Origin of the sequence: Helicobacter fennelliae (genome assembly GCF_900451005.1) — a bacterium.
Taxonomy (GTDB): Bacteria; Campylobacterota; Campylobacteria; order Campylobacterales; family Helicobacteraceae; genus Helicobacter_B; species Helicobacter_B fennelliae.
In genome coordinates this window covers 491942-516145 of the sequence record NZ_UGIB01000001.1, presented here as the reverse complement: position 1 = coordinate 516145, position 24204 = coordinate 491942, and the positions used below count along the sequence as shown (strand labels likewise).

General features: G+C 39.7%; 23 protein-coding genes. 3 read left to right on the top strand and 20 right to left on the bottom strand.

Annotated features, from left to right (window positions below; genetic code table 11):
• Positions 1-94: 94 nt before the first annotated feature.
• The 9 genes from DY109_RS02490 to tgt form a co-directional block, all read right to left on the bottom strand.
• Positions 95-1384, bottom strand: a complete 1290-nt coding sequence (locus DY109_RS02490; RefSeq protein ID WP_023947658.1) for an O-acetylhomoserine aminocarboxypropyltransferase/cysteine synthase family protein — start codon at positions 1382-1384, stop codon at positions 95-97.
• 407 nt (positions 1385-1791) lie between these two features.
• A complete protein-coding gene (locus DY109_RS02485) occupies positions 1792-2781 on the bottom strand; it encodes a Frag1/DRAM/Sfk1 family protein (protein WP_023947660.1) in 990 nt (329 codons plus the stop codon).
• Complete coding sequence (dksA, locus tag DY109_RS02480) at positions 2771-3184, bottom strand: RNA polymerase-binding protein DksA (RefSeq protein WP_023947661.1); 414 nt, start codon at positions 3182-3184, stop codon at positions 2771-2773. Before dksA ends, DY109_RS02485 begins: the two co-directional genes overlap by 11 nt.
• A gap of 11 nt (positions 3185-3195) precedes the next feature.
• Positions 3196-3648: a 23S rRNA (pseudouridine(1915)-N(3))-methyltransferase RlmH gene (locus DY109_RS02475; RefSeq protein ID WP_023947663.1), complete on the bottom strand. Its 453-nt coding sequence runs from the start codon at positions 3646-3648 to the stop codon at positions 3196-3198.
• Positions 3614-4495, bottom strand: a complete 882-nt coding sequence (gene accD / locus DY109_RS02470) for an acetyl-CoA carboxylase, carboxyltransferase subunit beta (RefSeq protein ID WP_023947665.1) — start codon at positions 4493-4495, stop codon at positions 3614-3616. The genes DY109_RS02475 and accD overlap by 35 nt, the downstream gene beginning before the upstream one ends.
• Before the next feature lie 46 nt (positions 4496-4541).
• On the bottom strand, positions 4542-5270 hold the full coding sequence (locus DY109_RS02465; protein WP_023947667.1) for an inositol monophosphatase family protein: 729 nt from the start codon (positions 5268-5270) through the stop codon (positions 4542-4544).
• Between the two features lie 12 nt (positions 5271-5282).
• Positions 5283-6518 carry a DegT/DnrJ/EryC1/StrS family aminotransferase gene (locus tag DY109_RS02460; protein ID WP_023947669.1) on the bottom strand — a complete coding sequence of 412 codons (1236 nt, stop codon included), beginning with the start codon at positions 6516-6518 and terminating at the stop codon, positions 5283-5285.
• An 8-nt stretch (positions 6519-6526) separates the two neighbouring features.
• Positions 6527-6907 carry a group III truncated hemoglobin gene (locus tag DY109_RS02455; protein WP_023947671.1) on the bottom strand — a complete coding sequence of 127 codons (381 nt, stop codon included), beginning with the start codon at positions 6905-6907 and terminating at the stop codon, positions 6527-6529.
• On the bottom strand, positions 6904-8034 hold the full coding sequence (gene tgt / locus DY109_RS02450) for a tRNA guanosine(34) transglycosylase Tgt (RefSeq protein WP_023947673.1): 1131 nt from the start codon (positions 8032-8034) through the stop codon (positions 6904-6906). Before tgt ends, DY109_RS02455 begins: the two co-directional genes overlap by 4 nt.
• 59 nt (positions 8035-8093) lie before the next feature.
• Here tgt and DY109_RS02445 point away from each other — a divergent pair, with 59 nt between their 5' ends.
• Entirely contained in the window at positions 8094-9527 is a 1434-nt protein-coding gene (locus tag DY109_RS02445) for a COG3400 family protein (protein ID WP_235148545.1), read from the top strand.
• 8 nt (positions 9528-9535) lie between these two features.
• Positions 9536-10573, top strand: a complete 1038-nt coding sequence (gene aroB / locus DY109_RS02440; protein ID WP_023947677.1) for a 3-dehydroquinate synthase — start codon at positions 9536-9538, stop codon at positions 10571-10573.
• A 55-nt stretch (positions 10574-10628) separates the two neighbouring features.
• On the opposite strand, the gene DY109_RS02435 is transcribed toward aroB, so the two are convergent.
• The 3 genes from DY109_RS02435 to DY109_RS02425 are packed head-to-tail and all read right to left on the bottom strand — an operon-like array spanning position 10629 to position 13479.
• On the bottom strand, positions 10629-11609 hold the full coding sequence (locus tag DY109_RS02435) for an iron-sulfur cluster assembly scaffold protein (protein ID WP_023947679.1): 981 nt from the start codon (positions 11607-11609) through the stop codon (positions 10629-10631).
• A 55-nt stretch (positions 11610-11664) separates the two neighbouring features.
• Positions 11665-12303 carry an NAD(P)H-dependent oxidoreductase gene (locus DY109_RS02430; RefSeq protein ID WP_023947681.1) on the bottom strand — a complete coding sequence of 213 codons (639 nt, stop codon included), beginning with the start codon at positions 12301-12303 and terminating at the stop codon, positions 11665-11667.
• 9 nt (positions 12304-12312) lie between these two features.
• Positions 12313-13479 carry a NifS family cysteine desulfurase gene (locus DY109_RS02425; protein WP_023947683.1) on the bottom strand — a complete coding sequence of 389 codons (1167 nt, stop codon included), beginning with the start codon at positions 13477-13479 and terminating at the stop codon, positions 12313-12315.
• Between the two features lie 313 nt (positions 13480-13792).
• Here DY109_RS02425 and fliW point away from each other — a divergent pair, with 313 nt between their 5' ends.
• The gene (gene fliW, locus DY109_RS02420) at positions 13793-14203 is read left to right on the top strand and encodes a flagellar assembly protein FliW (protein ID WP_023947685.1); all 411 of its coding nucleotides are present in this window, start codon (positions 13793-13795) and stop codon (positions 14201-14203) included.
• A 204-nt stretch (positions 14204-14407) separates the two neighbouring features.
• On the opposite strand, the gene DY109_RS02415 is transcribed toward fliW, so the two are convergent.
• From DY109_RS02415 to DY109_RS02380, 8 genes are all read right to left on the bottom strand, one after another.
• Positions 14408-15259, bottom strand: coding sequence for an ABC transporter ATP-binding protein (locus tag DY109_RS02415; protein ID WP_023947689.1), 852 nt, complete (start codon positions 15257-15259; stop codon positions 14408-14410).
• Positions 15246-16178: a FecCD family ABC transporter permease gene (locus DY109_RS02410; RefSeq protein ID WP_023947691.1), complete on the bottom strand. Its 933-nt coding sequence runs from the start codon at positions 16176-16178 to the stop codon at positions 15246-15248. Before DY109_RS02410 ends, DY109_RS02415 begins: the two co-directional genes overlap by 14 nt.
• A gap of 48 nt (positions 16179-16226) precedes the next feature.
• Complete coding sequence (locus tag DY109_RS02405; protein WP_023947693.1) at positions 16227-17327, bottom strand: ABC transporter substrate-binding protein; 1101 nt, start codon at positions 17325-17327, stop codon at positions 16227-16229.
• 79 nt (positions 17328-17406) lie between these two features.
• Positions 17407-19788, bottom strand: coding sequence for a TonB-dependent receptor (locus DY109_RS02400; protein ID WP_023947695.1), 2382 nt, complete (start codon positions 19786-19788; stop codon positions 17407-17409).
• Positions 19789-19876: 88 nt separating this feature from the next.
• Positions 19877-20182 (bottom strand): hypothetical protein, encoded by a 306-nt coding sequence (locus DY109_RS02395; protein WP_023947697.1) that lies wholly within the window; start codon positions 20180-20182, stop codon positions 19877-19879.
• A 36-nt stretch (positions 20183-20218) separates the two neighbouring features.
• The gene (locus DY109_RS02390) at positions 20219-21691 is read right to left on the bottom strand and encodes an NFACT family protein (RefSeq protein ID WP_023947699.1); all 1473 of its coding nucleotides are present in this window, start codon (positions 21689-21691) and stop codon (positions 20219-20221) included.
• Between the two features lie 48 nt (positions 21692-21739).
• Positions 21740-23296: an AAA family ATPase gene (locus tag DY109_RS02385; protein ID WP_034549444.1), complete on the bottom strand. Its 1557-nt coding sequence runs from the start codon at positions 23294-23296 to the stop codon at positions 21740-21742.
• Positions 23293-24141, bottom strand: a complete 849-nt coding sequence (locus DY109_RS02380) for an NAD(+)/NADH kinase (RefSeq protein ID WP_023947703.1) — start codon at positions 24139-24141, stop codon at positions 23293-23295. The genes DY109_RS02385 and DY109_RS02380 overlap by 4 nt, the downstream gene beginning before the upstream one ends.
• Positions 24142-24204: the final 63 nt, after the last annotated feature.

Below are 24204 nucleotides of genomic sequence, written 5' to 3'. Positions count from 1 at the left end.
GCTCCTTTCACTTCAAAATTGTTTATTTACTTGTATTTTATTTTAAGGCTCAAATAAGCCAAAAGGCTTATTTATACTTTGCGTATTATAGAGCTTATTTTTCAATCGCTTTTTTGAGATCAGCGATCAAGTCGCTTGCGGATTCTAATCCCACGCTAAGTCTTATTGTATTTGGCGTGATTCCTGAGGATTTAAGCTCGGCTTCGCTGAGTTGTGAATGCGTGGTTGAGTATGGGTGGATCACTAATGATTTAGAATCCCCGATATTTGCGGTAATTGAGAAAAGCTCCAAAGTGTTGCAGATTTGTTGTGCAGCTTCATAGCTTTGTGCTTCAAAGCTCAAAAGTCCGCTTGATAGCCCACCTACAAAATATTTTTTTAATAATTTATGATAGGGGTTAGATTCTAGTGCTGGGTAATCAACTTGCGTAACTTTTGGGTGAGATTCTAGGAATTGCGCGACTTTTAGGGCATTATCGCTGTGTTGTTTGATCCTAAGCTCTAATGTCTCTAATCCTTGCAGATGAATCCACGCGTTTTGCGGGCTTAGAGTCGCGCCGATATTGCGTAGCCATTCTGTGATAATGCGAATACTAAAAATAGGTAGCGGAAGGCTTGCATACACAAGCCCATGGTAGCTTTCATCAGGGGTGTTAAACGCTTCATAGCGAGGGTTACCTTTGATGAGATCATTTAAGCCCTCACGCTCGATAATAGCCCCACCTAATCCGCTACCATGACCATTGATGTATTTTGTCAAACTATGCACAGAAATATCAATCCCAAAGTCAAAAGGACGAAATAAAATCGGTGTAGCCACGGTGTTATCACAGATTGTAACGATGCCAGATTTTTTGGCAATGCGCGTGATGACCTCAATGTCAGGAATTGAGATTTGCGGATTGGAGAGAGATTCAAAAAATATAGCCTTTGTCTTAGAATCTATCACTTTTTCTAAGCTACTCAAATCATCAATATCAAATACCCTTCCTTCTATGCCAAAACGTTTCAATGTATGCACGATGAGCGTTTGCGTCCCGCCATAGATTTTGTTTGAAAACGCGATATTATCGCCGTTTTGAGCGAGATTGACAAGAGCATAAAATATAGCCGCGCCTCCACTTGCTGTAATCGTGCCAAATGCGCCATCTTCTACGGCTGCAAGCCTTTTGGCAAGAATGTCAATCGTTGGATTGGTGAGTCGTGAGTAGATATTGCCTAATTCTTCAAGCCCAAATCGCGCTTTAGCTTGTGCTAGATTCTCGAAGTTATAAGCACTGCTTTGGTAGATCGGCACACTGAGTGTTCTCTGTGAGTCGTATTCATATCCAGCATGAAGTGCTAGAGTGTTTGGTGTGAAATTATGATGTGTAAGATTTGCCATTGTGTATCCTTTGTTATTTTTTTTTAATACAAGAGTGATTCTAATCTATTTTTTATAAACACAATATGTGTTTTATCAAAATTTATAAAAATAAATAGCTTAGTGTTACTTTTATATACAAACACAATATGTGTTTATGAATTTATCATAGAAAATACATATAAAATACACAAAACAATAGTGCATTAAATCGCATATAATAAGCCTAAGAATCTTAAAGTGTGAGAATCTAAAAGTCTTAAATCAAAAATAATGCAAAAATCTTGAATAATATATTGATACTATGAAGTTCAAATCTATGAGGTTTTCTCTAGGGATTTATTTTATTTATGTGTGGGTTTATGTGTTAGGAGCAGATGAGATTTTGTGATAATCAAACCTCATCAAGTCCCAGAATCTAAAAAGATCTAACACGTAAATAATTCAAGGGGGTAGTTTTTGCCTGCTTTTTTGAGGTCGATATAAGCGCGCAATCCTAAAAGCTCGTCATTTTGATTGGATTTAAGCTCATCAGTGGCTTGAGAAATCATCTCAAGCTCAAGTAGCACATATATATACGCTTTTTGGGCTTTTTCATCAAGGTGTGCCAAATCCGCAAAAAGCTTCAACCATTCATCAGGGCTAAGCTTTGTGTGTAGATTCTGGGCAAGCTTGACATAATCATCGCATTCAAATCCCACTTGCTTGCAATACTCCGAAATCTGTGATGATTCAAGCTTTAGCTCTGTGAGTTGATTAGCGATTATATAGACTAAATCTTTATTGAGACAATCTTGCACATAGCTTAAAGCCTTAAATATATCTTTGTCTTTTTTGGATTCGCAAATCACATGAAACGCAAATTGTCGGACTTCAAGCGGTTTGGAAGTATTTTTGAGTATTTCTAGCGCGTTTTTATTGCCTTTTGAGGCATAGTTACAATCATTGAGCCTTTCGTATTCGGTATGCTTTGAAGAGATTTTATGCAGATCCTCTTGGACACCGTTTTTGATATTTTTGTAAATATTAAAAACCTTATCGATTTTGCTTGTCGTAGAATCTGGCGTATCAAGCTTTGGCTTGAGCTCGTATCGTTGCAAGATTTTTGAAAATTTAGCAAAATAAGCATTTTTGATTTTGGAGAGATTTTTTTGGTCTGGATCTTGAGAGATGATTTGATCGATGATGATGTCAAAGTCTTTTTGGTTATTTCTTTGGGCAAACTTTTCTTTCAGCCAATCCGCCATAAAAAACACAATCGAACATACAAAAAACAACCCCACAACTATGCAAAACCATAGTGCGATAGGAAGAGAGCCAAAGCCTAGATTGTATTCTTCTTGCGTTATAGCAAAAACGATCAAAAATGTAATCGCCAAAAATACCAGCGAAAAAATGACATAATATTTAAGTTTCATTTTCATCTCCTTCATCTTTTTTGTTTTTATCTTTTTTTGGTTTTGCTGTTGTTTTGTTTTTTTGAGATTTTTCATACAGCTCTCTGCAAATGATGCAAAATCGCGCGTGAGGCTTGATTTTGAGTCGCTCTATATCGATTTCATCATCACACATTTCACAGATTCCATAGAGGTTTTGTGCGATTTTTTGCAATGCTTTCTCGACTTCTTTTAATTCTAAATGATATTTTTCAATAATCAATGAATCAAGCTGCCCTTGAATCGAAGCCGCAATCAAATCGCTGTCTTCTTTGAGATGGCTTGAGTGGATATTTTTGATATTTGAATTTCTCATATCCAAAATCTCAAGTAAAGTCTCTTTTCTTTTTTGTAACATTTCCTCAAATTCACTATATTTGCCCAAAAGATTCTCCTTTATTTGTGATATGGGTGGTTATTGATGATACTTAATGCGCGATAAATCTGCTCCAAAATCACGATTCTAGCGATTTTGTGTCCGAAAGTAAGGCGACTTAAGCTTATTGGCAAAGTTTTTTGCAAAAACTCCTCCCCAAATCCAAAAGCCCCACCGATAAAAAACTTCACCTGTATCTGCCCTTCTAGCATTTTGGCAAATTTCAAGGTGTCAAGCTCCCTGCCCTTTGGGTGCAAAGCGACATTAAGCCCAGAATCTAAATATGGCAAAAAAGCTTGAGTATAAGCAAGCTGTGCTTTTTGTGCTGAGAGCTTTTGGGCGGTGTGAATATGTGGTGTGAATACATCTTCTATGATGACTTCTGCGCCAAATTGCTTACATTGTTTTTGGTAATGCATTTCAATGGATTCTGTGTGCTTAGCTTTGGAGATAGTGTAGAGTAGAATTTTCATACGCGTTTGGGTTGAGATAAAGGCTTAAATCGCTCAAAGTTTTTCTCAAATCTTGTCTATTTACAATCATATCAATTAGCCCGTGTTCGAGCAAAAATTCCGCAGTCTGAAAGCCTTCCGGTAAGTCAGAGCCGATAGTCTGCTTAATCACCCTAGCCCCTGCAAATCCAATCATCGCTCCGGGCTCTGCAATGATGACATCACCCAAAAACGCAAAGCTCGCGCTCACTCCGCCAAAAGTCGGATCACTAAGCACAGAAAAAAACGGCAACCCATGCTGTGATAGGAGATTGAGTGCTGCTGAAGTTTTTGCCATTTGCATTAAAGAATAAGTAGATTCTTGCATTCTCGCACCACCACTTGTAGATACGATGACTAGAGATTGTCTTTTTTGTATGGCGCGATTGATAGCGCGCACGATTTTCTCACCCTCAACCGAGCCCAAACTCCCGCCCATAAAAGCAAAATCAAAGACTACAATTTGCATTGGCACGCGATTAATAAGCCCTTCTCCAGCGATTACTGAGCTTGGGCGCCCTGTTTTGCTCTCGTGTTTTTTGATACGTTGTTTGTAGCTTTCTTTATCGACAAAATTAAGCGGATCGATTGGGGCGAGCGTTTTATCGTATTCGATGAAGCTCTCTTCATCGCACATTAGAGCGATTCTCTCTTGTGCGGAGATTCTGAAGTGATAATTGCATTTTGGGCAGACTTGCTGATGTGCGATCACTTCTTTGTGATACATTAGAGCGTTACATTTTTGGCATTTTATCCAATGTGAAGCAGTATCTCTTGCACTTCGTTCTTCATTGCGCTTTAGGTTTTTTAGAAACTCAACAAACCCCATTTATCTCCCTTTGTTTCCTATTTTCCTTGTTTTGTTTTTGCACTTTTTATTTTTGGAGGATTTTGTGTATCATACCAAAAACTTTCTTATTTTGACTTATGAGTAAAAAATCTTTTTTGTGTAGCACTTCAAGATTCCGACACAAAAACAGCCCAGCTTTGCAGTCGTATTTGCGGATTTTACCACCAAAAAGCATAAAGTTGTTTTCGAGCGCATACGCCAAAGAAAGCGCGCTTGCTCCAAGCGATCGAAATTTTAGATTCTGCTTGTAAAGTTTTTTGGCGATTTTGGGGTGGTAGTAGGCTTTTTCAAAAATACCACATTTTGAAATGGTATTGCCTATTGGAATCTCTTGATTTGTGAATATATTGAGCTTGCGTGGGGCATTTGCTGTGGTGCTATCATAAATCACCTCGCCCAAACAAAAATTAATAATACTTGCTTCTTTGACTCTGCCATGCTTATCGCACAATGCTAAGGACGCGCCATAATATGGGATATTTGAGAGATAATTATCGCTTCCATCAAGTGGATCAAGAATGATGACATCACTGCTTTTGCTTTTGGATTGTATGAAGCCAGATTCTTCAGAATCTATATGTGCGATATGCACTAGATTCTGACAAAATACCTTCTCACAAAATAAATCCACACCTTTGCTTATATCGCCACCCACGCCTTTTCCGTATGATTTAAGCATGGCTTCATCGCGACTTGTGATACAAGGAATAATCTGCTTTGAAGCTTGTATCACACTTTTTAAAAATTGAGTCATAATAATCCTTAACTAACTTAAACTATGGAATCTAGATTCTAGCTCTTTTATTACAGAGGCGATGTATTCTACATGCTCCATGCTCAAATGCTCGCCAATTGGCAAGCTCAAAATATTTGCCGCTCGCCTTGAGGCATTTGGCGTGCTTTGGATTCTGACTTGTGGATTGTTTTTGAGCACTTCTATATCGCTAAGTGCATGCGGGTAATGCACCGCACACTCGATGTTATGCTCTTTCAAAAATGCCATAATCTCATCGCGTCTGCCTTGCGCTTTGTGCTGGCACTCCACCACAAACAAATGCCATATACTTTGCGCAAACGCATCGGGAAGTCGCAAAAATGAAAACTCTTCAAGAAAATGATTGTATTCGCGCGCACATCGGACGCGATAAGTGTTGTGGTATTGGAGGTTTTTTAGCTTGATATGTAGGATTTTGGCTTGCACGCAGTCAAGTCGTGAATTGCGCCCTATGTAGATGTGATTGTTTTTTTGCCAATGCGGATTTGGAATAGAGTTTTCATAGACTTGTCCATGATTTGCGATTTGTCTTGCTCTATGAAGTAATGCCATATCTTTTGAGACGATTGCCCCGCCATCGCCATATGCGCCTAGATTTTTGGCAGGATAGAAGCTAAAGCAACCCACATCACCTATACTTCCGACTTTGCGACCATGTCTATCCACGCCTCCATGAGCTTGTGCGCAATCCTCGATTAGCTTGAGATTATGCGCTTTTGCAAAAGATTCAAAAGATTCTAGCTCTAAGACTTTGCCATACAAATGCACCGCGATAATCGCCCTAGATTCTGCGCTAAGCATACTTGTCTTTGGCACAAATCCTCCGTCATCTTCGCAATCAACAATCGCTAGCTTAAGTCCGGCATTAAGCACCGCTTCAGCGCAAGCAAAGTAAGTGTTTGCTGGAATGATAACTTCACTTCCTTGTGGTAGCTCAAGTGCGCGGAGTGCTATCTCTAGCGCATCGCAGCCATTCCCCACACCCACGCAATAATTTTGCTTATACATGTGCTGGATTCTAGAATGTATCGCCTCATCAATATCTATATTTGTGCTAGGATTTTTTGTCTCTTGCGCGAAGATAAAATCACTAAATTCCTGCTCAAACTCCAAAAGCGCGCGTCCAAGCACAAACTCCCCACTCTCCAAAACTTCAGAGATTCCCTCCATAACCTCTTCTTTGATGTCGCTAAATTGAGCCTTTAAATCCAAAAAATCTACTTTCACTACTTATCTTAATGTGGAAATTCATAGAGCATTTTTTGAAATCGCTCGGCGATAGCTTGAGCCCTAAAAAGAAGCATTTGCGCTGGGGTCTGCTCAAAAACCTGCGAGCAAGATTCTGAAAAAAGATTCAGCCAAATGCTAAAAAACTCTTGAGGAAAAGGCGGAAGATCCAAATGCGCCTTAAGTGGTGCTCCATGATAATCTGACTCTCCTAGAAACATTCCGCCCCAAAATGAAGAGATTTTTTGCTTATGTGCTTTCCAGCTCTCCTCATCAGTGCCGATTTTGCCATTAAAAATAGGTCCTAAATTTGGATCTTTTCGCACCTTGCCATAAAAAAGATCCATAAGCCGATCAAGTCCTTCTTTTGTGATAGTTTCGTATTTCATGTGTGCTCCTTATTTAATTTGATATAAAACTCACTTTTGAATTGATTCCATTTTTGGTGAAGTATTGCTTCTCTTGCATTCCTCATAAGCTCAAGATAATACCATAAATTATGCAAAGTTGCGAGACGAAAATAAGTAATTTCTCTTGCTTTACACAAATGATGTAAATATCCCCTACTAAAGTGCTTGCAAGTATAGCAAGAGCATTGTAAATCAATTGGATTCTCATCGTTTTTGTGTATTTGGTTTTTGATATTGAGTTTGCCAAAGCTTGTAAAAAGCGTGCCATTGCGCGCATTTCGTGTCGGCATCACGCAATCAAACATATCAATCCCCCGATCAATCGCTTCGATTAGATTTTGCGGTGTGCCAACGCCCATAAGATAGCGCGGTTTAGATTCTGGAAGTAATGGCGCGCTAAAAGCAATCGTATCATACATTGCATTTGTCTCCTCGCCCACAGCAAGCCCACCCAAAGCATAGCCGTCAAATTCAAGCTCTACAAGACTTTGCGCGCATTGCTTACGAAATGTCAAATCCACTCCGCCTTGCACGATACCAAAGAGATTGTTTGTAAGGCTTAAGCCTTGTTGCTTGTTTTGGTTGTGATAGCTAATGCTTTGTTTTGCCCATTTTATAGTGGTATCTATGCTTTGTTTGAGGCGATTGCTATCAGCTGGCAGGGCGATAAGATCATCTAAAACCATCATTATGTCGCTATTGAGCGCATATTGAATATCAAGCACAGATTCTGGCGTGAATAAATGTTTGCTACCATCAATATGCGAAGAAAACACAATTCCATTATCTTGCTTTTTGACATTTTGTCCTAAGCTAAAGGCTTGGAATCCGCCGCTATCGCTCAAAAAACTTCCGCTAAAACCGCTAAATTTATGCACGCCACCAAAGTGCTTTAATGTCTCAATGCCCGGTCGCAAATAAGTATGATAAGTGTTTGCTAAGATGATTTGTGCGCCTAAGATAGATTCTATATCAAGTGCATCTATGCTTTTTACGCATGCTTGCGTGCCAACGGGCATAAACACAGGCGTTTGCACCACAGAATGTGCCAAAGTAAGCGTGCCAGCCCTTGCGGCAGAATCTTTGCTATCAATTTTAAAAAACATATCAAACCTTTGGTATAATTCCTCATTCTTAACAACACATTATGATTTCAGGGGTTATTTTGAAAAAGGTTATGCTGATTTTAGAGGGAATTGTAGCAAAAAAATTCCTCAACACGATTTTAGAAAAATACTTTAGTAATAATCTCTACATCGTGATTACAAACGAGCCAAATCTCATTCCTGCTAAAATTCCAAGCTCTTTTAGCTTTTTTTGCTTCGATCCGACTTCGCGATTTCGACTAGAATCTGTATCAAATGAAGTGGGCGATGTGAGCGATATTTTTATCATTATGGAAAATACCCACGAAAAAAAGGCTGTGTTTGAGATCATGCGAGAGTTATATAAAGATGCGCGCGTGATTACTTTTTTAGATGGGTTTGAGGATTATGATGCCAAAAAAGATGAAAAAAATGTCTTTATCGATAGAAATGATTTAGTTGCAGGGCAGTTTATCTCAAGACTGCCAAATGTGCCGATTATTCCAAATGGATTTGGGCTTGGGTTAGGCGAGATTATGGAGATTGGCGTGCCTTTTGGAAGTGTATTTGCCTATCGACATATAGGCTCAATCCAGCAAAAAAAATACAAAATCATCGGTGTGTATCGCCAAAATGAGCTGATATTAGCGACTTTTTCACTCATTATCCAGCCACAAGATATTATCCTAGTGGCTGGCGATCCCAAAGCCCTAACTTCTGTGTATAATCAAGTCAAAGCAAATATCGGGCAGTTTCCAGCACCTTTTGGGCGAGATATTTATCTGTATGTGGATATGTTATTGCAAAGTGATGAGGTGATTATCCATAATATCAAAGAGGCGATATTTGTGCATTCGCATATCAAATCAACAAAACTCATCATCAATGTCCTTCACCCGACAAATTTTCAGACAATCTACCATATACAAGAGCTTTGTGGGGCTGATATGAGTATCAATCTCATCTTTGAATACCACGAAATGGATTTTAGAGAAAAGCTCAAAAAAGATAGCGAGAAAAAAATAGGACTTGTCATCGTGGGTAATGAAATCTTTAAATCGCGTAAAAATCGTAAAGCACTTTTTGCGATAGATTCTCCTGTGCTAAAAATCGCCAAACGAAGCTTAGAGAGCGTGAAGACAAGCTTTGTCGTGCTGAATTCTCAAATGAATGAGGGCGAGAATATCTCATCAGTGATTTTTGACATCTCAATCCAAATCAAACTCAATGTCTGTGTCTATGACTTTGATCCTGATGGACATCACCAAAATAATATCATTAAAGACTACGAAACAATGGGTAGAAATCTTGATAAAAAAATCACACTCATCAAAACCTCAATCAAAAATCCTATATTCTATCTTCAAGAGAGCAAAGAGGCAGTGCTACAATTTTTGCCGTTTGAGGAATGTATCACGCAGTTTAAAATCTATTCTCTCATATCTACACGCAGTGAGAGCCTCTCGATATTGCTTAATGATCACCCGCAAATTTTTATCCCAATCATAGAATAAGGACAACAATGCCTACAATCACCATAAACACACAGCAAGAAAGCTATCCAATCCACATCAACGCACTAGAATCTATCACGCACAACTCAAAAGTCTTGCTTATTACAAACCCAAAAGTCGGCGGGCTCTACTTATCAAAAGTCCTCTCTCGTATCGATGCTAAGGAAGTGTTTGTATGTAGTATTCCTGATGGCGAGAGGTTTAAAACTATGCAAAGTATCGAGCAGATTTTAGAATGTGCTTTTAGCAATAAACTTGATAGAAAGTCGCTTATGATCGCACTTGGCGGAGGTGTGATAAGTGATATGGTCGGATTTGCAAGCGGAATCTATGAGCGAGGCATTGATTTTGTCTCGATTCCGACTACACTTTTGGCGCAAGTTGATGCTTCTGTGGGTGGCAAATGCGGAATCAACAATGCCTATGGCAAAAATCTTGTCGGACTTTTTCATCAGCCAAAAGCAGTGTATGTGGATTCTGCGTTTTTGCAGACATTACCCAAAAGAGAGCTTAATGCGGGCATTGCAGAGATGATAAAAATGGCAATCTGCTTTGATAGAGATGGATTCTACGCATTACAAAAAGCAAATTTATATAATCCTAATGAGCTAGAGCGATTTATCCAAAAAGCTATTAAGACAAAGGCTGCTGTCGTCAGTCAAGATGAGCGAGAGAGTGGCATTCGCGCTGCACTAAATTACGGACATACTTTTGGGCATATCATCGAGAATCTCACGCATTACAAAACCTATCTGCACGGAGAAGCGGTGGGTATGGGTATGATTATGGCAAATGAATTAGCACTCAAACTCGCCCTCATCACACAGAGCCAACGCGATGGGATAAAGCAACTCCTCCAAACTTACAATCTCAATCTTGATTTCAAAATCCAAAATATTAATGAGTTTTATCAGAAGTTTTTCCTCGACAAAAAATCACACCAAGGCAATCTTACATTTATCCTGCCAAATGGTATCGGCGATGTTGTGATTAAAAATGACATTCCCAAAAATACCATTTTGGAAGTGCTTGAAATGTTTGCTTGAAGCCTTAAGAGAATCTCATATTCTTAAGCTTGCAAAAAACCACAGAATCTAGAATCTAAATTGGCATAACGCGGATATTTTGATCAAGGTTTTCTTGCAATACATTCTCAATTGCAAAAAGCGTGCCAGTTGCTGCGCTCGCACAGCCATCGCACGCGCCCATATAGCGGATATACACATCGATATGTCCATCGCTTGTATCTTTGATGTCGATGATCTCCATATTGCCCCCGTCCATCATAAGCATTGGGCGGATTGTGTCATCGATTGTTTTATCCACAGCTTTTACTTTTTGCACCATCGTCATTTCTTTGAAAGCTAGTATGCCTTGCGCGCTTTTTTCGAGATTATTTTTGAGTTTTTTAGATTCCATTTCTGCGCGTACTTCAGAGAGTATATCTACCAAATAATAGTCTCTTTTCTCATGCCCACCGGGCTTTATACAGCTTTTACAAAACGCACCGGCTTTAGTGTATTGCGTGATTTCTTCCACGCTTTTTAGATCATTTAGCCTAATGACTTCTTTTATCGTCCCAAGGCTCACGCGCGCGCACTCACACACAATGATTTCATCTTCAAAGTCTTCAGGCTTTTTGCCTAGATACTGCCCAGCAGCCTGCTTTATCACATCATACGCCATGACAGAGCAATGCATTTTTTGCCCCGGCACTGCGGGCATATCAGGATCATCGCGCAAGGCGTGCTCGACATCAAGATTTGTGATTTTCACCGCGTCTTGCACCTTCTTGCCAAGGCAGAGCTCCACCATCATATCAGAGCTAGCGATCGCCGTCCCGCAACCAAAACTCTTAAACTTTGCGTCAATGATTACATCATTTTTATCCACAAGCCAATACAGCCGCACCGCATCGCCACAAGATTCTGCGCCATAGTCTGCTACGATGAGTTTGGCGTCTTTAGCTTCTGCGTCTTTTTGCGTTAGCACGCCAAGGTGCGTTGGATTATCCATTCGATCGCTTACTTTTTTTGAATACGCATCCCAGAGTGCGCCACCTACTAAGTCATTTTTTGCCATTTTTTATCCTTTTTTGCCTTTTGCTTTATCTTTGCATATATTTACTATCTTGTATTTATATAAATTTGATTAATTCATCATAATTTAATCGGATTTTTGGTTGGGTTGGTTGCGCTTTTCTATATCCAAAAGGAACAATCAGCGAAACCTGCTCTCTAAAAGAATCAATCCCCAAAATCCGCTCAACTGCTTTTTTGTCAAAGCCTTCCATAGGACAAGAATCAATACCCAAAAACGCCGCAGCATCCATCATTGCCTGCGCCATTAAATACGATTGCTTCAAGCTCCAATGTATAAGCTCAACATCGCTAAGACTATTGATTTTAGATTCTATGGCTTTTTTGTAGGCTTGATATTGTGCTTCATCTTTGCCTGTTTTGCGCCTAATCATTGTATCGATATAATTACTTGGTGTCCTTAATGCACCAATTAATCCGACAAAAACAACAACTTCGCTTGAAGTGGTGATTTGCTTTTGGTTAAAGCTTGCTTCTTGCAAAGTTTTTTTGACTTCTGTATCTTGCACGACTAATAATCGCGTATGCTCAAGCCCAAAAGAGCTTGGCGCAAGTAGCCCAGCTTGCAAAATCACCTCTAAATCCTCTTGCGGAATCTTTGCTCCATTAAATTCTTTGCACGCATAGCGAAAGCGCATAGCCTCTAAAATTTGATTTTGTATTGTTGTATATTGCATGTATTCTCCTTACATATAAGAGCTCGAAATATTGCGTAATCGAGCAACTGCTTTTTTGAACGCTTCAAGCGTATAATCAATCTCTTCTTCTGTATTAAATCGCCCTAGTGAGATTCTAATCGCAGTGTGTGCCAACTCTTTGTCAGCACCCACAGCCACCATGATAGGATTTGCTTCCAAATCTTCACTCGCGCACGCACTTCCAGTAGAGCAAGCGATCCCAGCTTTATTGAGATCCCAAAGCATCGCCTCACCCTCAATCCCTTTCACACTCACAAGAATAGTATTTGGCACACGATGTATAATATCACCTATCACGACTACATCTTTAATCGCTAGCAATCCAGATTCTAGTTTGTCTCGTAATTTTTTCACATACGAGTTTTCATAATCCAAATAATCCACTGCAAGCTTCATTGCCTCGCCCATTCCGATGATATAAGGAACATTAAGCGTCCCGCTTCGCCTTCCTCGCATATGCTCTCCACCATGAAGCAATGGCGTAAGCTCAAGCCCATTTCTGATATAAAGCCCGCCGATACCCTTTGGTCCATGAAACTTATGCGCGCTAAAGCTTAGAAAATCCACATTTGCGCTCTGCACATCAACGGGAATCTTACCGATAGCCTGCACTGCATCAGTGTGAAAAAGCACGCCTTTTTCTTTGCAAATCGCTCCGATTTCTTCTATCGGAAAAATCGCTCCTGTTTCGTTATTTGCCCACATTACGCTAACTAATGCAGTCTCGTTGGTGATAGATTCTCGCACTTGCTCTGGATATACATTTCCATGTTTATTGACTTTGAGGCGCGTAACCTTTACACCCAAACCTTCCAAAAAACTACAAGTCGCTCCGACTGCTGGATGCTCAACATCAGTAGTAATGATGTGATTTTTTTTGCCATTATGAATCAGATCAAAATACACACCCTTAAGCACCCAATTATTTGATTCTGTCGCGCAACTTGTAATGATGACATCATCTTCATCTCTTGCATGAATGCCATTATAAATCTTTCCCAAAGCATCGGCTATGGCCGGATGGGTTTCTGTGCCAAATTTATGCAAACTATTTGGATTCCCATATAGATCGCAAAAAAACGGCTCCATAGCGGATTTTACTTTTGGATCGACCATTGTCGTGGCATTATTATCAAGATAAATTCTTTTTTGCATTCTCTTTCCCCTTTAAACTCAAAATATAATAAAAGTCCAAACAAAATAATGACTTTATAAACAATTTGATACTTGTTGTATTGATGTTGTGATTTGATTATCTGTAAATTTAAGAAAAATTTAAACTTTTCGGATTTTAGCACATGTTTTCAAACTTTGATTAAAACTTTTACAAAATATATGTATGATTTTTGTTTTACAAAATCAGTCATAAAAGCAAATATTTGATAATAAAATTTGATTATGAATATTTTTTTAGATAAAATGCAAAAGTTTTTACATTTGCAAATTCATAATTATAAGGTGTAGATTTATGGTTTTTGATGTCAAATCACCAATCTTAGGCTTTGAAGATGTCTCAAAAATGAAATTAGAAAAAATAGACGACATTTTTATGCGTCTAAGCAATACCGAGGCGATCGCGCCTGTTTTTGTGCTTATCAATCCTTTTGTGCTAAGAGAATATGATTTTGAAGTGCCAACAGCAATAAAGCTCCTCCTTGATCTTGATACTTCCAAAAACATTCTTGTCGCTAATATAATGGTTATGCAAAATCCAATTCAAAACTCTACGATAAATTTTCTCGCTCCTGTGGTATTTAACTTTGACAATCACACAATGGCTCAAGTCGTGCTTGATAGCTTTAAATACCCTCAATATGGCTTGGCAGAGCCTATTTCAAAATGGTATAAAGAAGATACAGAATCTAGCACAAAATCTTAGGATTCTAGAATCTAAATTCTAATTCATATAAGAATCTAAATTCTCTCTCTTTTTTGCTATGCAACTCTAGGGCTTTGCCCGAACGCTTTGCTTGAGAAGCCACATTTCAGGGAGTTTGAAATTTTTAGCCTGCGATGAACTTCTATGCTACACTTTTTTGTATTTTTGCTTGCCTAAAAATTTCTACACAACCCTAAAATCTACCTAAAAATAGAGGATTTCTTTACGCTCTCTTGTGTTTGCATAGAATCTAGATTCTAGCTCAAAAAACTCCCTTACAATATCGTCAGACAATATCGATGTATCCCCGCTTTTATACACTTCTGCGTTTTTAAGCATATAGATTCTATCGCCATAATGCTTGATAAGCTCAATATCATGGATATTAACAAGTGTTATGAGATTGTGTTTTTTGGTTTGGTAGGCGATCATATCAAAAAGCATAAGTTTGTTTTTGATGTCTAAATGCGAGCTTGGCTCATCAAGTAAAATAATAGGGCTTTGTTTGATGAGAATCTGCGCTAAAAATACCATTTGCTTTTGCCCGCCACTTAGCTTTGTGATTGATTCTTCTGCTAAATCTCCCACTCCAAGCTCATCTAAAATCTTTAATGCCTTGTTTTTCATAGTTTGGTTTGGCATATCAAAATACCCAAAATGTAGCCCCATAAGCACCATATCAAGCACTTTGTAATCAAATGGTGTCTCTATAAATTGCGGCATATAGCTTATATATGAAGATCTTTTATGCGCGCTCATTGCATGAAGTGCGATATTTTGGCATGATTGGCGCACTTGGTGTGCTTTATTAAGTTGGCTAGGTTGATTGGGCTGATAGGATTGATTGAGTGTGATTGTGCCATTTTGAGCGTTGAGAAATCCTAAAATAAGGCGAAATAATGTCGTTTTACCCGAACCATTAGCAGCCAAAATCCCGCAAATCTCCCCGCCATAAAATCTCGCACATAAGGATTTTAAAACATCTTTTTTCAATGCATTTTGCGTGTAGCTAAAGGAAAGATTTTCAATCTCTAAAACTGAATTATGATTTAACATAGCCTAGCCTTATAAGCAAAAACAAAAAGCAAGGCGCGCCCAAAATCGCTGTAATGATCCCAACAGGAATGTCAAAACTTGCGATATTTCTAGCTATACTATCAGCCACAAGCAACGCAATAGCACCCAATACCAAACTTCCCGGAAGTAAAACCCTCATATCACTTCCAAAAATTGCGCGCGCAATATGAGGCATAACTAATCCAATCCAGCCAATCACCCCACTCACGCTCACGCACAACGCTATCGCAAAACTTATACAAAATAGCACAAACAAGCGGAATCTCCTAATTGAAACCCCAAAGCTTAAAGCCTGCTCATCACTAAGGGCAAAAACATTAAGCTTCCAGCGCATAAGCCACAATGGCACAAACCCCACCACAAAGCCAATGCTTGCCACCCATACATCGCTCCATTGCGCGGTATTGAGATTACCCAAAAGCCAAATGACAATCGCTTGTGCTTTTTGTGGCTCGACAAAAAATTTGATATACCCACTTAGCGCGCTAAAAAAAGCCGATAACACCACGCCAGAGAGAATCAAAGCAGTTGTGGATTTACCACAAATATGAGCGATACACATCACACACACAATCGCCCCAAACGACCCTATAAACGCTAGCACACTAAGCATACTTGAGTCAAAAAGCCAGATTGATAACGCACAGCCAAACGCCGCTCCTGAAGAAATGCCAAGCAAAAATGGATCAACCAAAACATTGCGAAACGCAAGCTGCATAATCGCCCCACTTCCTGCAAGGCTCGCGCCAACCAACACCGCTAATAGCACTCGAGGAAATCGCACTTCAAGCATAATGTCTTTTGATCCCACACCCAAACTGCCATTTCCCCAAAAAACCCCCACACACATAAGTAGCACCAAAGCGCTTATGCTCGCGATCATATAGCCTTTTTTCATTATTACTTCATCTTTTTAAGTTTGTATCTTGTTATTTTATTTTTTGTGTCATTGTGGCTCATCAAGCAATGGAATAGTCGTAGGAAACTCCTTAAGCCCAAACCACATTAAATTAAGATTCTGGATTTGTGTGCGCACTTCTTGCTTGTCAAAAAGCGTAGGATATGCCAATGCAGAGACAAGAAGTGAGGTTTGCACAATTCGCGGTCCCCAGTTATCCCAAATAGGCAGTTTATAGACTTTTTTGTTTTGTATGGCGGTAATGTTTTTGAGTTGAGGATTTGCATATAAAGTCGCTTCATTGAGGCTTGATCCTCCCCAAATAAAAATCACTTCAGGATCAAATCGCAAAATAGATTCTACATTTGTCTGATAGGAATCAACGCGCATATCTTTACCCATAGAATCTAGCCCTGCAATCTCTAGCATATCGCCTACCATACCGACTCTGCCCGATATGGAAGTGAGCTTATCCCAAATATATATCGCACGCTTTTTGTGCGGCAGTGATTTGGTGCGCGATGTGATGAGCTCTATCATCTCAAATGCCTTATCTTGCTTTTTGAGATACATCTCTTGCTTGTCAAAAACAAGTGCTATGCGATAAAGCGTGGCAAAAAGCTCATATATGCTTTGAGGATAAAACGCGATCATTTTTACCCCAAGCTTGCGCGAAAAATCAACAAGCTTTTTATCGCCCGCCCATACAAACACCACATCAGGATTTATGCGTTTAAGCATTTCGGGGTTGATTGTGCTTCCATTGCCACCGCCAATCTTTGGCAGTGTATCAATCAATGGGTAGCTCTGCCTTAAAAGTGGCTCATAAAAAACATGTCGGCTCAAACCGCGCGCACCCTCCCAAATATCAAGCATAGCAATCATCTCACAAAAGCTTAGAAAAATGTGCGTTTTGGCAGGCGCATCAAAAATCGTGCTATGCCAAAAATCCTTGATTTCAAGCGGAAAATGCGCTTGAGTCTGCAAAAGCGCTTGTGAATGCGCGCTAGATTCTTTTAATTGTGTAGATTCTGCAAGTCTTACAGAATCTAAAGGCTTCATAGATTCTAAAGACTCAAACGATGTTGCTTTCGCAGAATCTAAAACCCCCCAAATACACACAAATAGCACTACAATAAATGTCTTCACTTTTGCTCCGATTTTTGTTTTTTGTTTGATTATTGATTATATTTTTGCATTTTATCCTAAATTATAGTGCTATTTTATCTCAAATCCTTGTCGCAATCTCCACATAAAAAGCGCGCCCCGGTGCTCTATAATACGCATAATAAGTATAATCAAGCAAGTTTGTAAAATTTGCACTCACATCAAAATGTCGCAAATGAAGCCCCAAACGCATATCCATAATATAATACGCATCGCTTGCGCCATACACACCCCATACTTTTTGTGAAGCATTATCAAGCGATCGATACTGCTTGCTTGCCATCTCAACCCCCAAACTTCCATAGAATCTAGAATCATCATAATACACCTGCGCGTATCCGCTATGCTCTGGCACATTTGGCAAGTGATTGCCCGCTTGTATATCGCCTAGATTCTGCGTGAGTTTTGCATTTGTCCAAGTGTAAGTTAAGCGCAGTCCCAAAACAGCCCAAAACGCTTGATTATAGGAGAGTTCAATCCCATTGATTCTAGCTTTTTGCGCGTTTGTGTAGTTATTATTGAGGATAGTTATTGCATTATTCAAAAAACTATCAAAATAATACAACTTCACCACCCCGCCAAATCCAGAATCTAGCCCAAAATGCTGCTCAAACCCAATATCATAACTTGTCAGCACTTCAGGCTTTAGGTATGGATTCCCAAGAAATGTAACGCCATCATTGCGCGTGTATTCACGAAACATTTGACTAAAAGTCGGCGCGCGAAAAGACTGCCCAAATGATGCTTTAAATAAAGTCTTTAGATTCTGCGTGGATATGGGCGCATAATTAAGGCTTGCTTTGGGTGAGAATTGATTGCGGGTATTATCTGCGATATTTGTCGAAGTCAAAAATGCAGATTCTAGACTTGTGCGCGTATTTTTATAATACCCAAATCCATTCCACAAATCCCACCGCACGCCAAGACTTGTGCTTAAAGACTCAAGCCATTGTGCTCGCCAATCAACAAACGCGCCGATAAAATTACTGCTTCCGCCACTATTATCTGTGCGATTTGCCTGCGTTTGTGGCGCGCTTGCAAAATCCCGCCAATCACTCATCACATAGGCATTTTGCTGATAATTCAAAAACTTCTCTTGCACCCCAAAAAGCACACTATGTGCGGCTGTAACCTGCCAATTAAAATGTGATTCTATATTAAGAATATTATGCGTATAATTCCATAGATTCCCGCTTCCGCCAAATGGCGATGGCGCGATAGTTGCGGAAGCATTTGGTCCAGCCCATATATCATTGCCATACATATAAGAGACAAGCACGCTAAGTTCATTTTCATCAAAATAATGTTTATAGCTTGAAGCAGCGATGATTTGATTGTATTTTTCATTTCCCATACCGCCTACAAACGCATAAGGAGCAGTGCCCGGTCCATTTGAACTAGAATTTAGATTCCCCCATGTAACATTACCATTAGCATCTCTTAAGAGGCTTGTTTGATTATGATGAATGTAATTATAATTTGAATACTGCACCCATGCTGAAAGTATGCCATTTTCGCTTATGTCAGATTCTAGTTTGATTCTTGCATCATGGGTTTGGAATTTTTGTCGTCCCATATCACCGACAATCAAAATATTTGTCCCTTGCGGATTTTGCGAAGGAATCGCACCTGTAATGCCAGAATCTAGCCCATTACCTGTGGTATTCACCCACGCATTATCAGCAGCATATCCATTTGAAAAACTCCCGCCATAGCTAGCTTTGACTCGAAATCGCTTATCAAAAAACGCATCTCCTGCGCTCAAATACCATTGCGTGAAATTCTGCGGGGCGTTTTGATTAGTAAATGGATTGCCATAGCCCACAGAGCCATATACTTCTAGCTCTTTTGGCATTTTTGTGATGAAATTTACCGCTCCGCTTAAACCCCCTGAGCCATACAGCACAGAGCTTGGTCCTCGCACGATCTCTACTCGTTCTAGCTCGTGTGCGCGCATTGCAGTAAGCATTTTTGTGTTGTTGTTGATGTCATTGAGTGGCACACCATCAACCATAATGAGCGCACCATTGCTAATTCCGCGAACCATCACATTATCAAAAGTCTCCATTCCCCTGCCTTTTGGCTGGATAATGCCCTCCTCTCCACGCAAAGTATCTGTGAAGCGATAATTTGGGCGGATTTTGATTTGTTTTTGATTGATTATGCTTGCGTTGCCCGGCGTTTGCTCGATTGTGCTTGGAACTTTGGTGCCGACACTCACGATGTTGTCAAGCATGATGTCATCATATTTTAGATTCTGCTCTGCTTTTTTGTCTTGCTCGCTTTTTGGATTCTGCATTTGTGGATTTTGCTCTTTTTTGGATTCTGCATTTGTATCTGTTGTTTGATAAAGCTCATCAGCCCAAACACTCATCACCCCAAATACACACACAATCGCCACTATCTGATACACACGACACGCCCGATATGCTTGAAAACTCATTTTACAATCCTAAAATTTTTTATATTACTTTTTATATTTTAGTAATAACTATGGATTGTAACATGATTTAAAATTTATTCACACTTATTTATATCTTAATATTGAGAATATATCCATTTCGTAACACATCAGAATCTTCTTGTGTCTCATCATCATTTTGAGCGGATTTGGATTTGTTTTTTTGCTCTTGTTGTGTGAATTCTTGCTTACTTTTAGAATCTTTATTGATAGCTTGATTCTGCTCTGTGGGGCGGACTTCCTCGATTTCTTTGAGCTTATCCTCAAACTCGTCAGGTATGAAATCACCCCTTTGCATTGCGTTAGCATGCTGGGCTGAAGTTGTTTGCATATTTTGATTGATATATGTGATATTACCTATTTGTGAGATTGCCATTTGTGCCTCCTTGCCTTGATGGTATAGGTGTATAGGTTATGAATGCTTGCGATAGTATAAGGCTTGCTGTTTTGAGTATATAACATTTGCTCCTTGTATTATCTTTACAAACTTCCTTTTTGTATAATCGACCCAAAAATCCCCACTTTGAATCGAGCATACCCCAACGAGAATCTCGCCTGCTTTTTGTATGACTTCTTTGGTGAGTTTTTGCTTACCACAATGGATAATCATATGCGATGAAGGAATATCTCGAATGTGTAACCACAAATCATCAGCCTTAGCAGATTCTAGTAGGGCTTGATTTTCGGCTTTGTTGCGTCCTAAAGAGACTTTGAAGCCCTCGATAAAAAAGCATTCAAATCGCTCATCATGACTGCGCTTAGATTTTGGCTGTTTGAGGATTTTTATATTATCAATACTTTGTGTATGCGTGATAAAGGCGATTTCTTGGTGCAAAAAGTGTATTTTGCTTTGGATATTTTCTTGTTGGATATGGATATTTTGGGCTTTTTTATTAAGCTTTTTAGATTCTCTAAACATCATATCAATGGCTAAAGCTGGGGTATTTGCCTTTGGCAATGTGATTTTAGTGTTTTTACCTTCAAAATCCTGCACGCAAATTTCTTGTTGATAGTTTGTGATCTCATGAATACGCGCCAAAAGCAAAGTCGCTTGAGATTGAAGCAGAGTGCTTTTTGCAAGCAAATCATCTTTGCGTGGAAGTGAGCGCAGAATCTGCTCTAGCTTTGTGCATTGTTTGGTAAGCGAATTGATGAGAATCTGTTTTTGAGATTGAAGCTCTTTTGTGATTTTGTGCTGATAGTTTTTGGCAAGGAGGGCAAATACCATATCTTTGTTTATTTCTGGTGTTTGGATATTTGGTGCGCTTAAGGCGCGATTTGTGGTTTGTGGATTTAGATTCTGTGATTTTAGATTCTGCGGATTTGGATTCTTAGTGTTTGGATTCTGGGCTAGATTCTGCAAATTTGTATGCGTGGGTTTTTGGTTTGTGATGTTTGGATTTAGCGGAATGCCTAAAAGCTTCTCGCCGACTTTGACACAGCGAAAGCTCTTATTTGGCGAAATATGCCTCAATGCCTCAAGCACAACCTCATCTTGATTCAAAACAATGATATTTGTGTGCTTGCCACTGAATTCAAACTGCAAAAAAACGTGCTCTTGCTTATAGGCTTTGCTGATTAAAAGCACAAAGCGCAAAATCCTATCGCCACCAACCATAAAGCAGTCTTGGATTTGCGCTTGGCACAACTTCTGCAAATATATATCAAATGGCGCGTTATAGGACTTTGAGGCGATGAGTGATAGATGTGGGGGCGCGACAAATACGCAACTCTGCGAGCGCATCATATCAAAATACAAACTCTCACCATAGAGTGCGCCTCCGCATTCAAGCTTGATGAGATTGTCATTGATGCGCTTGATGTGGTGGATTCTAGCAGAATCCCTCAATATCTGGCTTAGTGCCAAAAGCTCCTCAAACTTCATTTTACACCAAATTTTGCGCCTAATATAGATTCTAAATTATCTGCGCGATTATGAGTTTTGCGCATTTTCACTCAAACGTTTTTTGGCAAAATCTATCGCTTCTTGCGTGATTGTCGCACCGCTAATCATTCGCGCTAACTCTAGGATTCTGCCTTCTTTGTCAAGCAAAGTAACATAACTCTTGCCATTTGCGCGATTGACCAAAAAATGCTGTGTCGCAAGAGCGGGCATATGCGGTTGATGAGAGATCGCAAAAATCTGATAAGAATGCGAAAGTTCTTTGAGAATCTTTGCAACTCCCTCGCTCTCTTCCCCGCTCAAATTCGCATCAATCTCGTCCAAAATCAGCACGCCTTGCTTTTTGGAAATCCTTGAAGCAATACACATCATCGCTAATCGCAAGCGGTTAAACTCTCCTGCTGAAAGCGTGCTTATATGGCTATTTTTGAGTGTGATTTGGCAGGTTGTATCCCCGCTTTTAGACATTTGGGTTTCTTGAAGTGTTATGCTTGGGGTATTGAGCTTGAGTGCCAAACATAATTCCTTAAGCATAGATTCAAACTCCGCTAAATGCGCCTCTCTTTGCTTATCTATCGCTTTTGCGCAGGTGTGTAGATTCTGATACAATGAGTCTAATTGCTGAAGAAGTGCATTTTTGTTGGTGCTGAAATTTTCAAGCTCTTGGAGCTTTTTTTGCTGCTCTTCAAGCTTAGTTAGCGCGCCTTCTATGCTTCCATAGCGATGGATAAGATCTGATAAGAGCGAGAGGCGATTGAGAATCTCTTCAGAATCTAGCTCATCTAATTCACCTAACTTTAGATTCTCCTCCTCAAGTCGCGCTTGGGCGTCATTGAGAGCTTCACTAAGCGTTTCTTGGAGCGTTTGGCAATCTGTTGATTGGATCTGCCCGAGTGCAAGCACAATATCATTTGCGACCTCAAAGGCTTGATTGGCTTTGTTTATGGATTCTTGTATTTTTTCTTTTTTGGAGAGAAGTTTTTTGAGATCAAGAAGCTTTTGATGCTCGCCTACTTTTGGATTCACAGAGGTGATTTTAGCGATTTCAAATTCTGCCATTTCTTTGAGGTTTTGGATCTGGCTCTCTTGGCTTGCTAATTCTTTTATCCTGCCATCAAGCTCTACAAATGCCTTATAGCTAGATTCTAGCTCATTAAGCATATCGCGATATTGCGGAATCTTTTGTGCGATGAGAGAATCTAAAGTCTGCAAAATAAACTCCGACTCAAGCTCTTCGCCCCCTCTTGAATGGATATGTTTGACATATTCGCCTAGTACTTCGCTTAAACGTTTTTTGGCAATGGGCGTGAAATTCACAAAATAGCGCGCCTTGTCTTTTTTGACGATTTTTATATTTAAATCCGCGCCTTCAAGCCCAAAATCCTCTAAAAACGGCTTATCTAGGATTAAATCCGTCTCGATTGTCAGGGCATTTGGCTCGCGTAGCCCAAAGCAAGCAAGCAAAGATTCTATCAGTGCGGATTTTCCACTTCCACTCGGACCGCTAAATACGCAGAATCCTTTTTTGAAACTTAGCTCCACACTCTCAAAAACAGGTGATTGTTCTAGGGCAAATTTTCGTATCAACTCCCACCTCCCCAATTAAATTTTTCTTTCAATACCGCAAAATAGCTACGATTTGGGTGCTGGATAAGAGGAATATTGCAACTTTTGCGCACATTTAGGGTTTTGTTTTTGTGAAAGGTAATTGTTTGCTGTCCGTCAATAAGGATCATTCCATCTTCTTTAAGCACAAACTCAAGCTCCAAATCATCACTAATCACAAGCGGACGCTGGGTTAGCGAATGCGCGCAAACAGGCGTGAGTAAGATATTGCTACAAAAAGGATATACCACAGAGCCGCCCGCAGAGATATTATACGCGCTTGATCCTGTCGGCGTAGCGATGATAAGCCCATCAACGATGTATGTATTGAAAAACTCATTATTGATTTTTGCGCCAACTTTTATCATGCCACAATGATTATTTTTGGTGATAAATACTTCATTGAGTGCGTAGAATTTCTCTGAAGAATCCACAAATCTCGCTTCTAACATACGATGAAAATCAAGCTTATATCCTCCGCTCACAAGCAAAGATGCAAATGAGGCGACTTCATTTGGCTTAATCGCTGTCAAAAAGCCTAAACTTCCCATATTGATACCAAAAATAGGCAGGTTGCTTCCGATACTTTTGCGCACAGCAGAGATAAGCGTGCCATCTCCGCCAATGCTTAAAATCGCATCAGCAGAATCTAAAATCTCCTCAAAGCCTACCCCGCCTTGCAATCCGAGCATACAGCTTGACTCTCTCTCGCACCAAACCTCAATCCCAGAATCTGCTAGAATCCGAAAAATCTCCACACAAGAATCTTTAAGCTCGGGACTTTTTGGGCGGACAATAGCACCGATTTTGTAAATTGGCTGATTCATTTTTGTTCTTTGTGTTTGTTTTGGATCAAATATTCTAACATAAAAAGCTGTGAAATGAAGTTG

Bases quoted from the DNA above. Each gene is read 5' to 3' on its own strand.
- DY109_RS02490 (WP_023947658.1), bottom strand. From the start codon at position 1,384: ATGGCAAATCTTACACATCATAATTTCACACCAAACACTCTAGCACTT.
- DY109_RS02485 (WP_023947660.1), bottom strand. From the start codon at position 2,781: ATGAAACTTAAATATTATGTCATTTTTTCGCTGGTATTTTTGGCGATT.
- DY109_RS02475 (WP_023947663.1), bottom strand. From the start codon at position 3,648: ATGAAAATTCTACTCTACACTATCTCCAAAGCTAAGCACACAGAATCC.
- accD (WP_023947665.1), bottom strand. From the start codon at position 4,495: ATGGGGTTTGTTGAGTTTCTAAAAAACCTAAAGCGCAATGAAGAACGA.
- DY109_RS02465 (WP_023947667.1), bottom strand. From the start codon at position 5,270: ATGACTCAATTTTTAAAAAGTGTGATACAAGCTTCAAAGCAGATTATT.
- DY109_RS02455 (WP_023947671.1), bottom strand. From the start codon at position 6,907: ATGAAATACGAAACTATCACAAAAGAAGGACTTGATCGGCTTATGGAT.
- tgt (WP_023947673.1), bottom strand. From the start codon at position 8,034: ATGTTTTTTAAAATTGATAGCAAAGATTCTGCCGCAAGGGCTGGCACG.
- aroB (WP_023947677.1), top strand. From the start codon at position 9,536: ATGCCTACAATCACCATAAACACACAGCAAGAAAGCTATCCAATCCAC.
- DY109_RS02435 (WP_023947679.1), bottom strand. From the start codon at position 11,609: ATGGCAAAAAATGACTTAGTAGGTGGCGCACTCTGGGATGCGTATTCA.
- DY109_RS02430 (WP_023947681.1), bottom strand. From the start codon at position 12,303: ATGCAATATACAACAATACAAAATCAAATTTTAGAGGCTATGCGCTTT.
- DY109_RS02425 (WP_023947683.1), bottom strand. From the start codon at position 13,479: ATGCAAAAAAGAATTTATCTTGATAATAATGCCACGACAATGGTCGAT.
- fliW (WP_023947685.1), top strand. From the start codon at position 13,793: ATGGTTTTTGATGTCAAATCACCAATCTTAGGCTTTGAAGATGTCTCA.
- DY109_RS02415 (WP_023947689.1), bottom strand. From the start codon at position 15,259: ATGTTAAATCATAATTCAGTTTTAGAGATTGAAAATCTTTCCTTTAGC.
- DY109_RS02410 (WP_023947691.1), bottom strand. From the start codon at position 16,178: ATGAAAAAAGGCTATATGATCGCGAGCATAAGCGCTTTGGTGCTACTT.
- DY109_RS02400 (WP_023947695.1), bottom strand. From the start codon at position 19,788: ATGAGTTTTCAAGCATATCGGGCGTGTCGTGTGTATCAGATAGTGGCG.
- DY109_RS02395 (WP_023947697.1), bottom strand. From the start codon at position 20,182: ATGGCAATCTCACAAATAGGTAATATCACATATATCAATCAAAATATG.
- DY109_RS02390 (WP_023947699.1), bottom strand. From the start codon at position 21,691: ATGAAGTTTGAGGAGCTTTTGGCACTAAGCCAGATATTGAGGGATTCT.
- DY109_RS02380 (WP_023947703.1), bottom strand. From the start codon at position 24,141: ATGAATCAGCCAATTTACAAAATCGGTGCTATTGTCCGCCCAAAAAGT.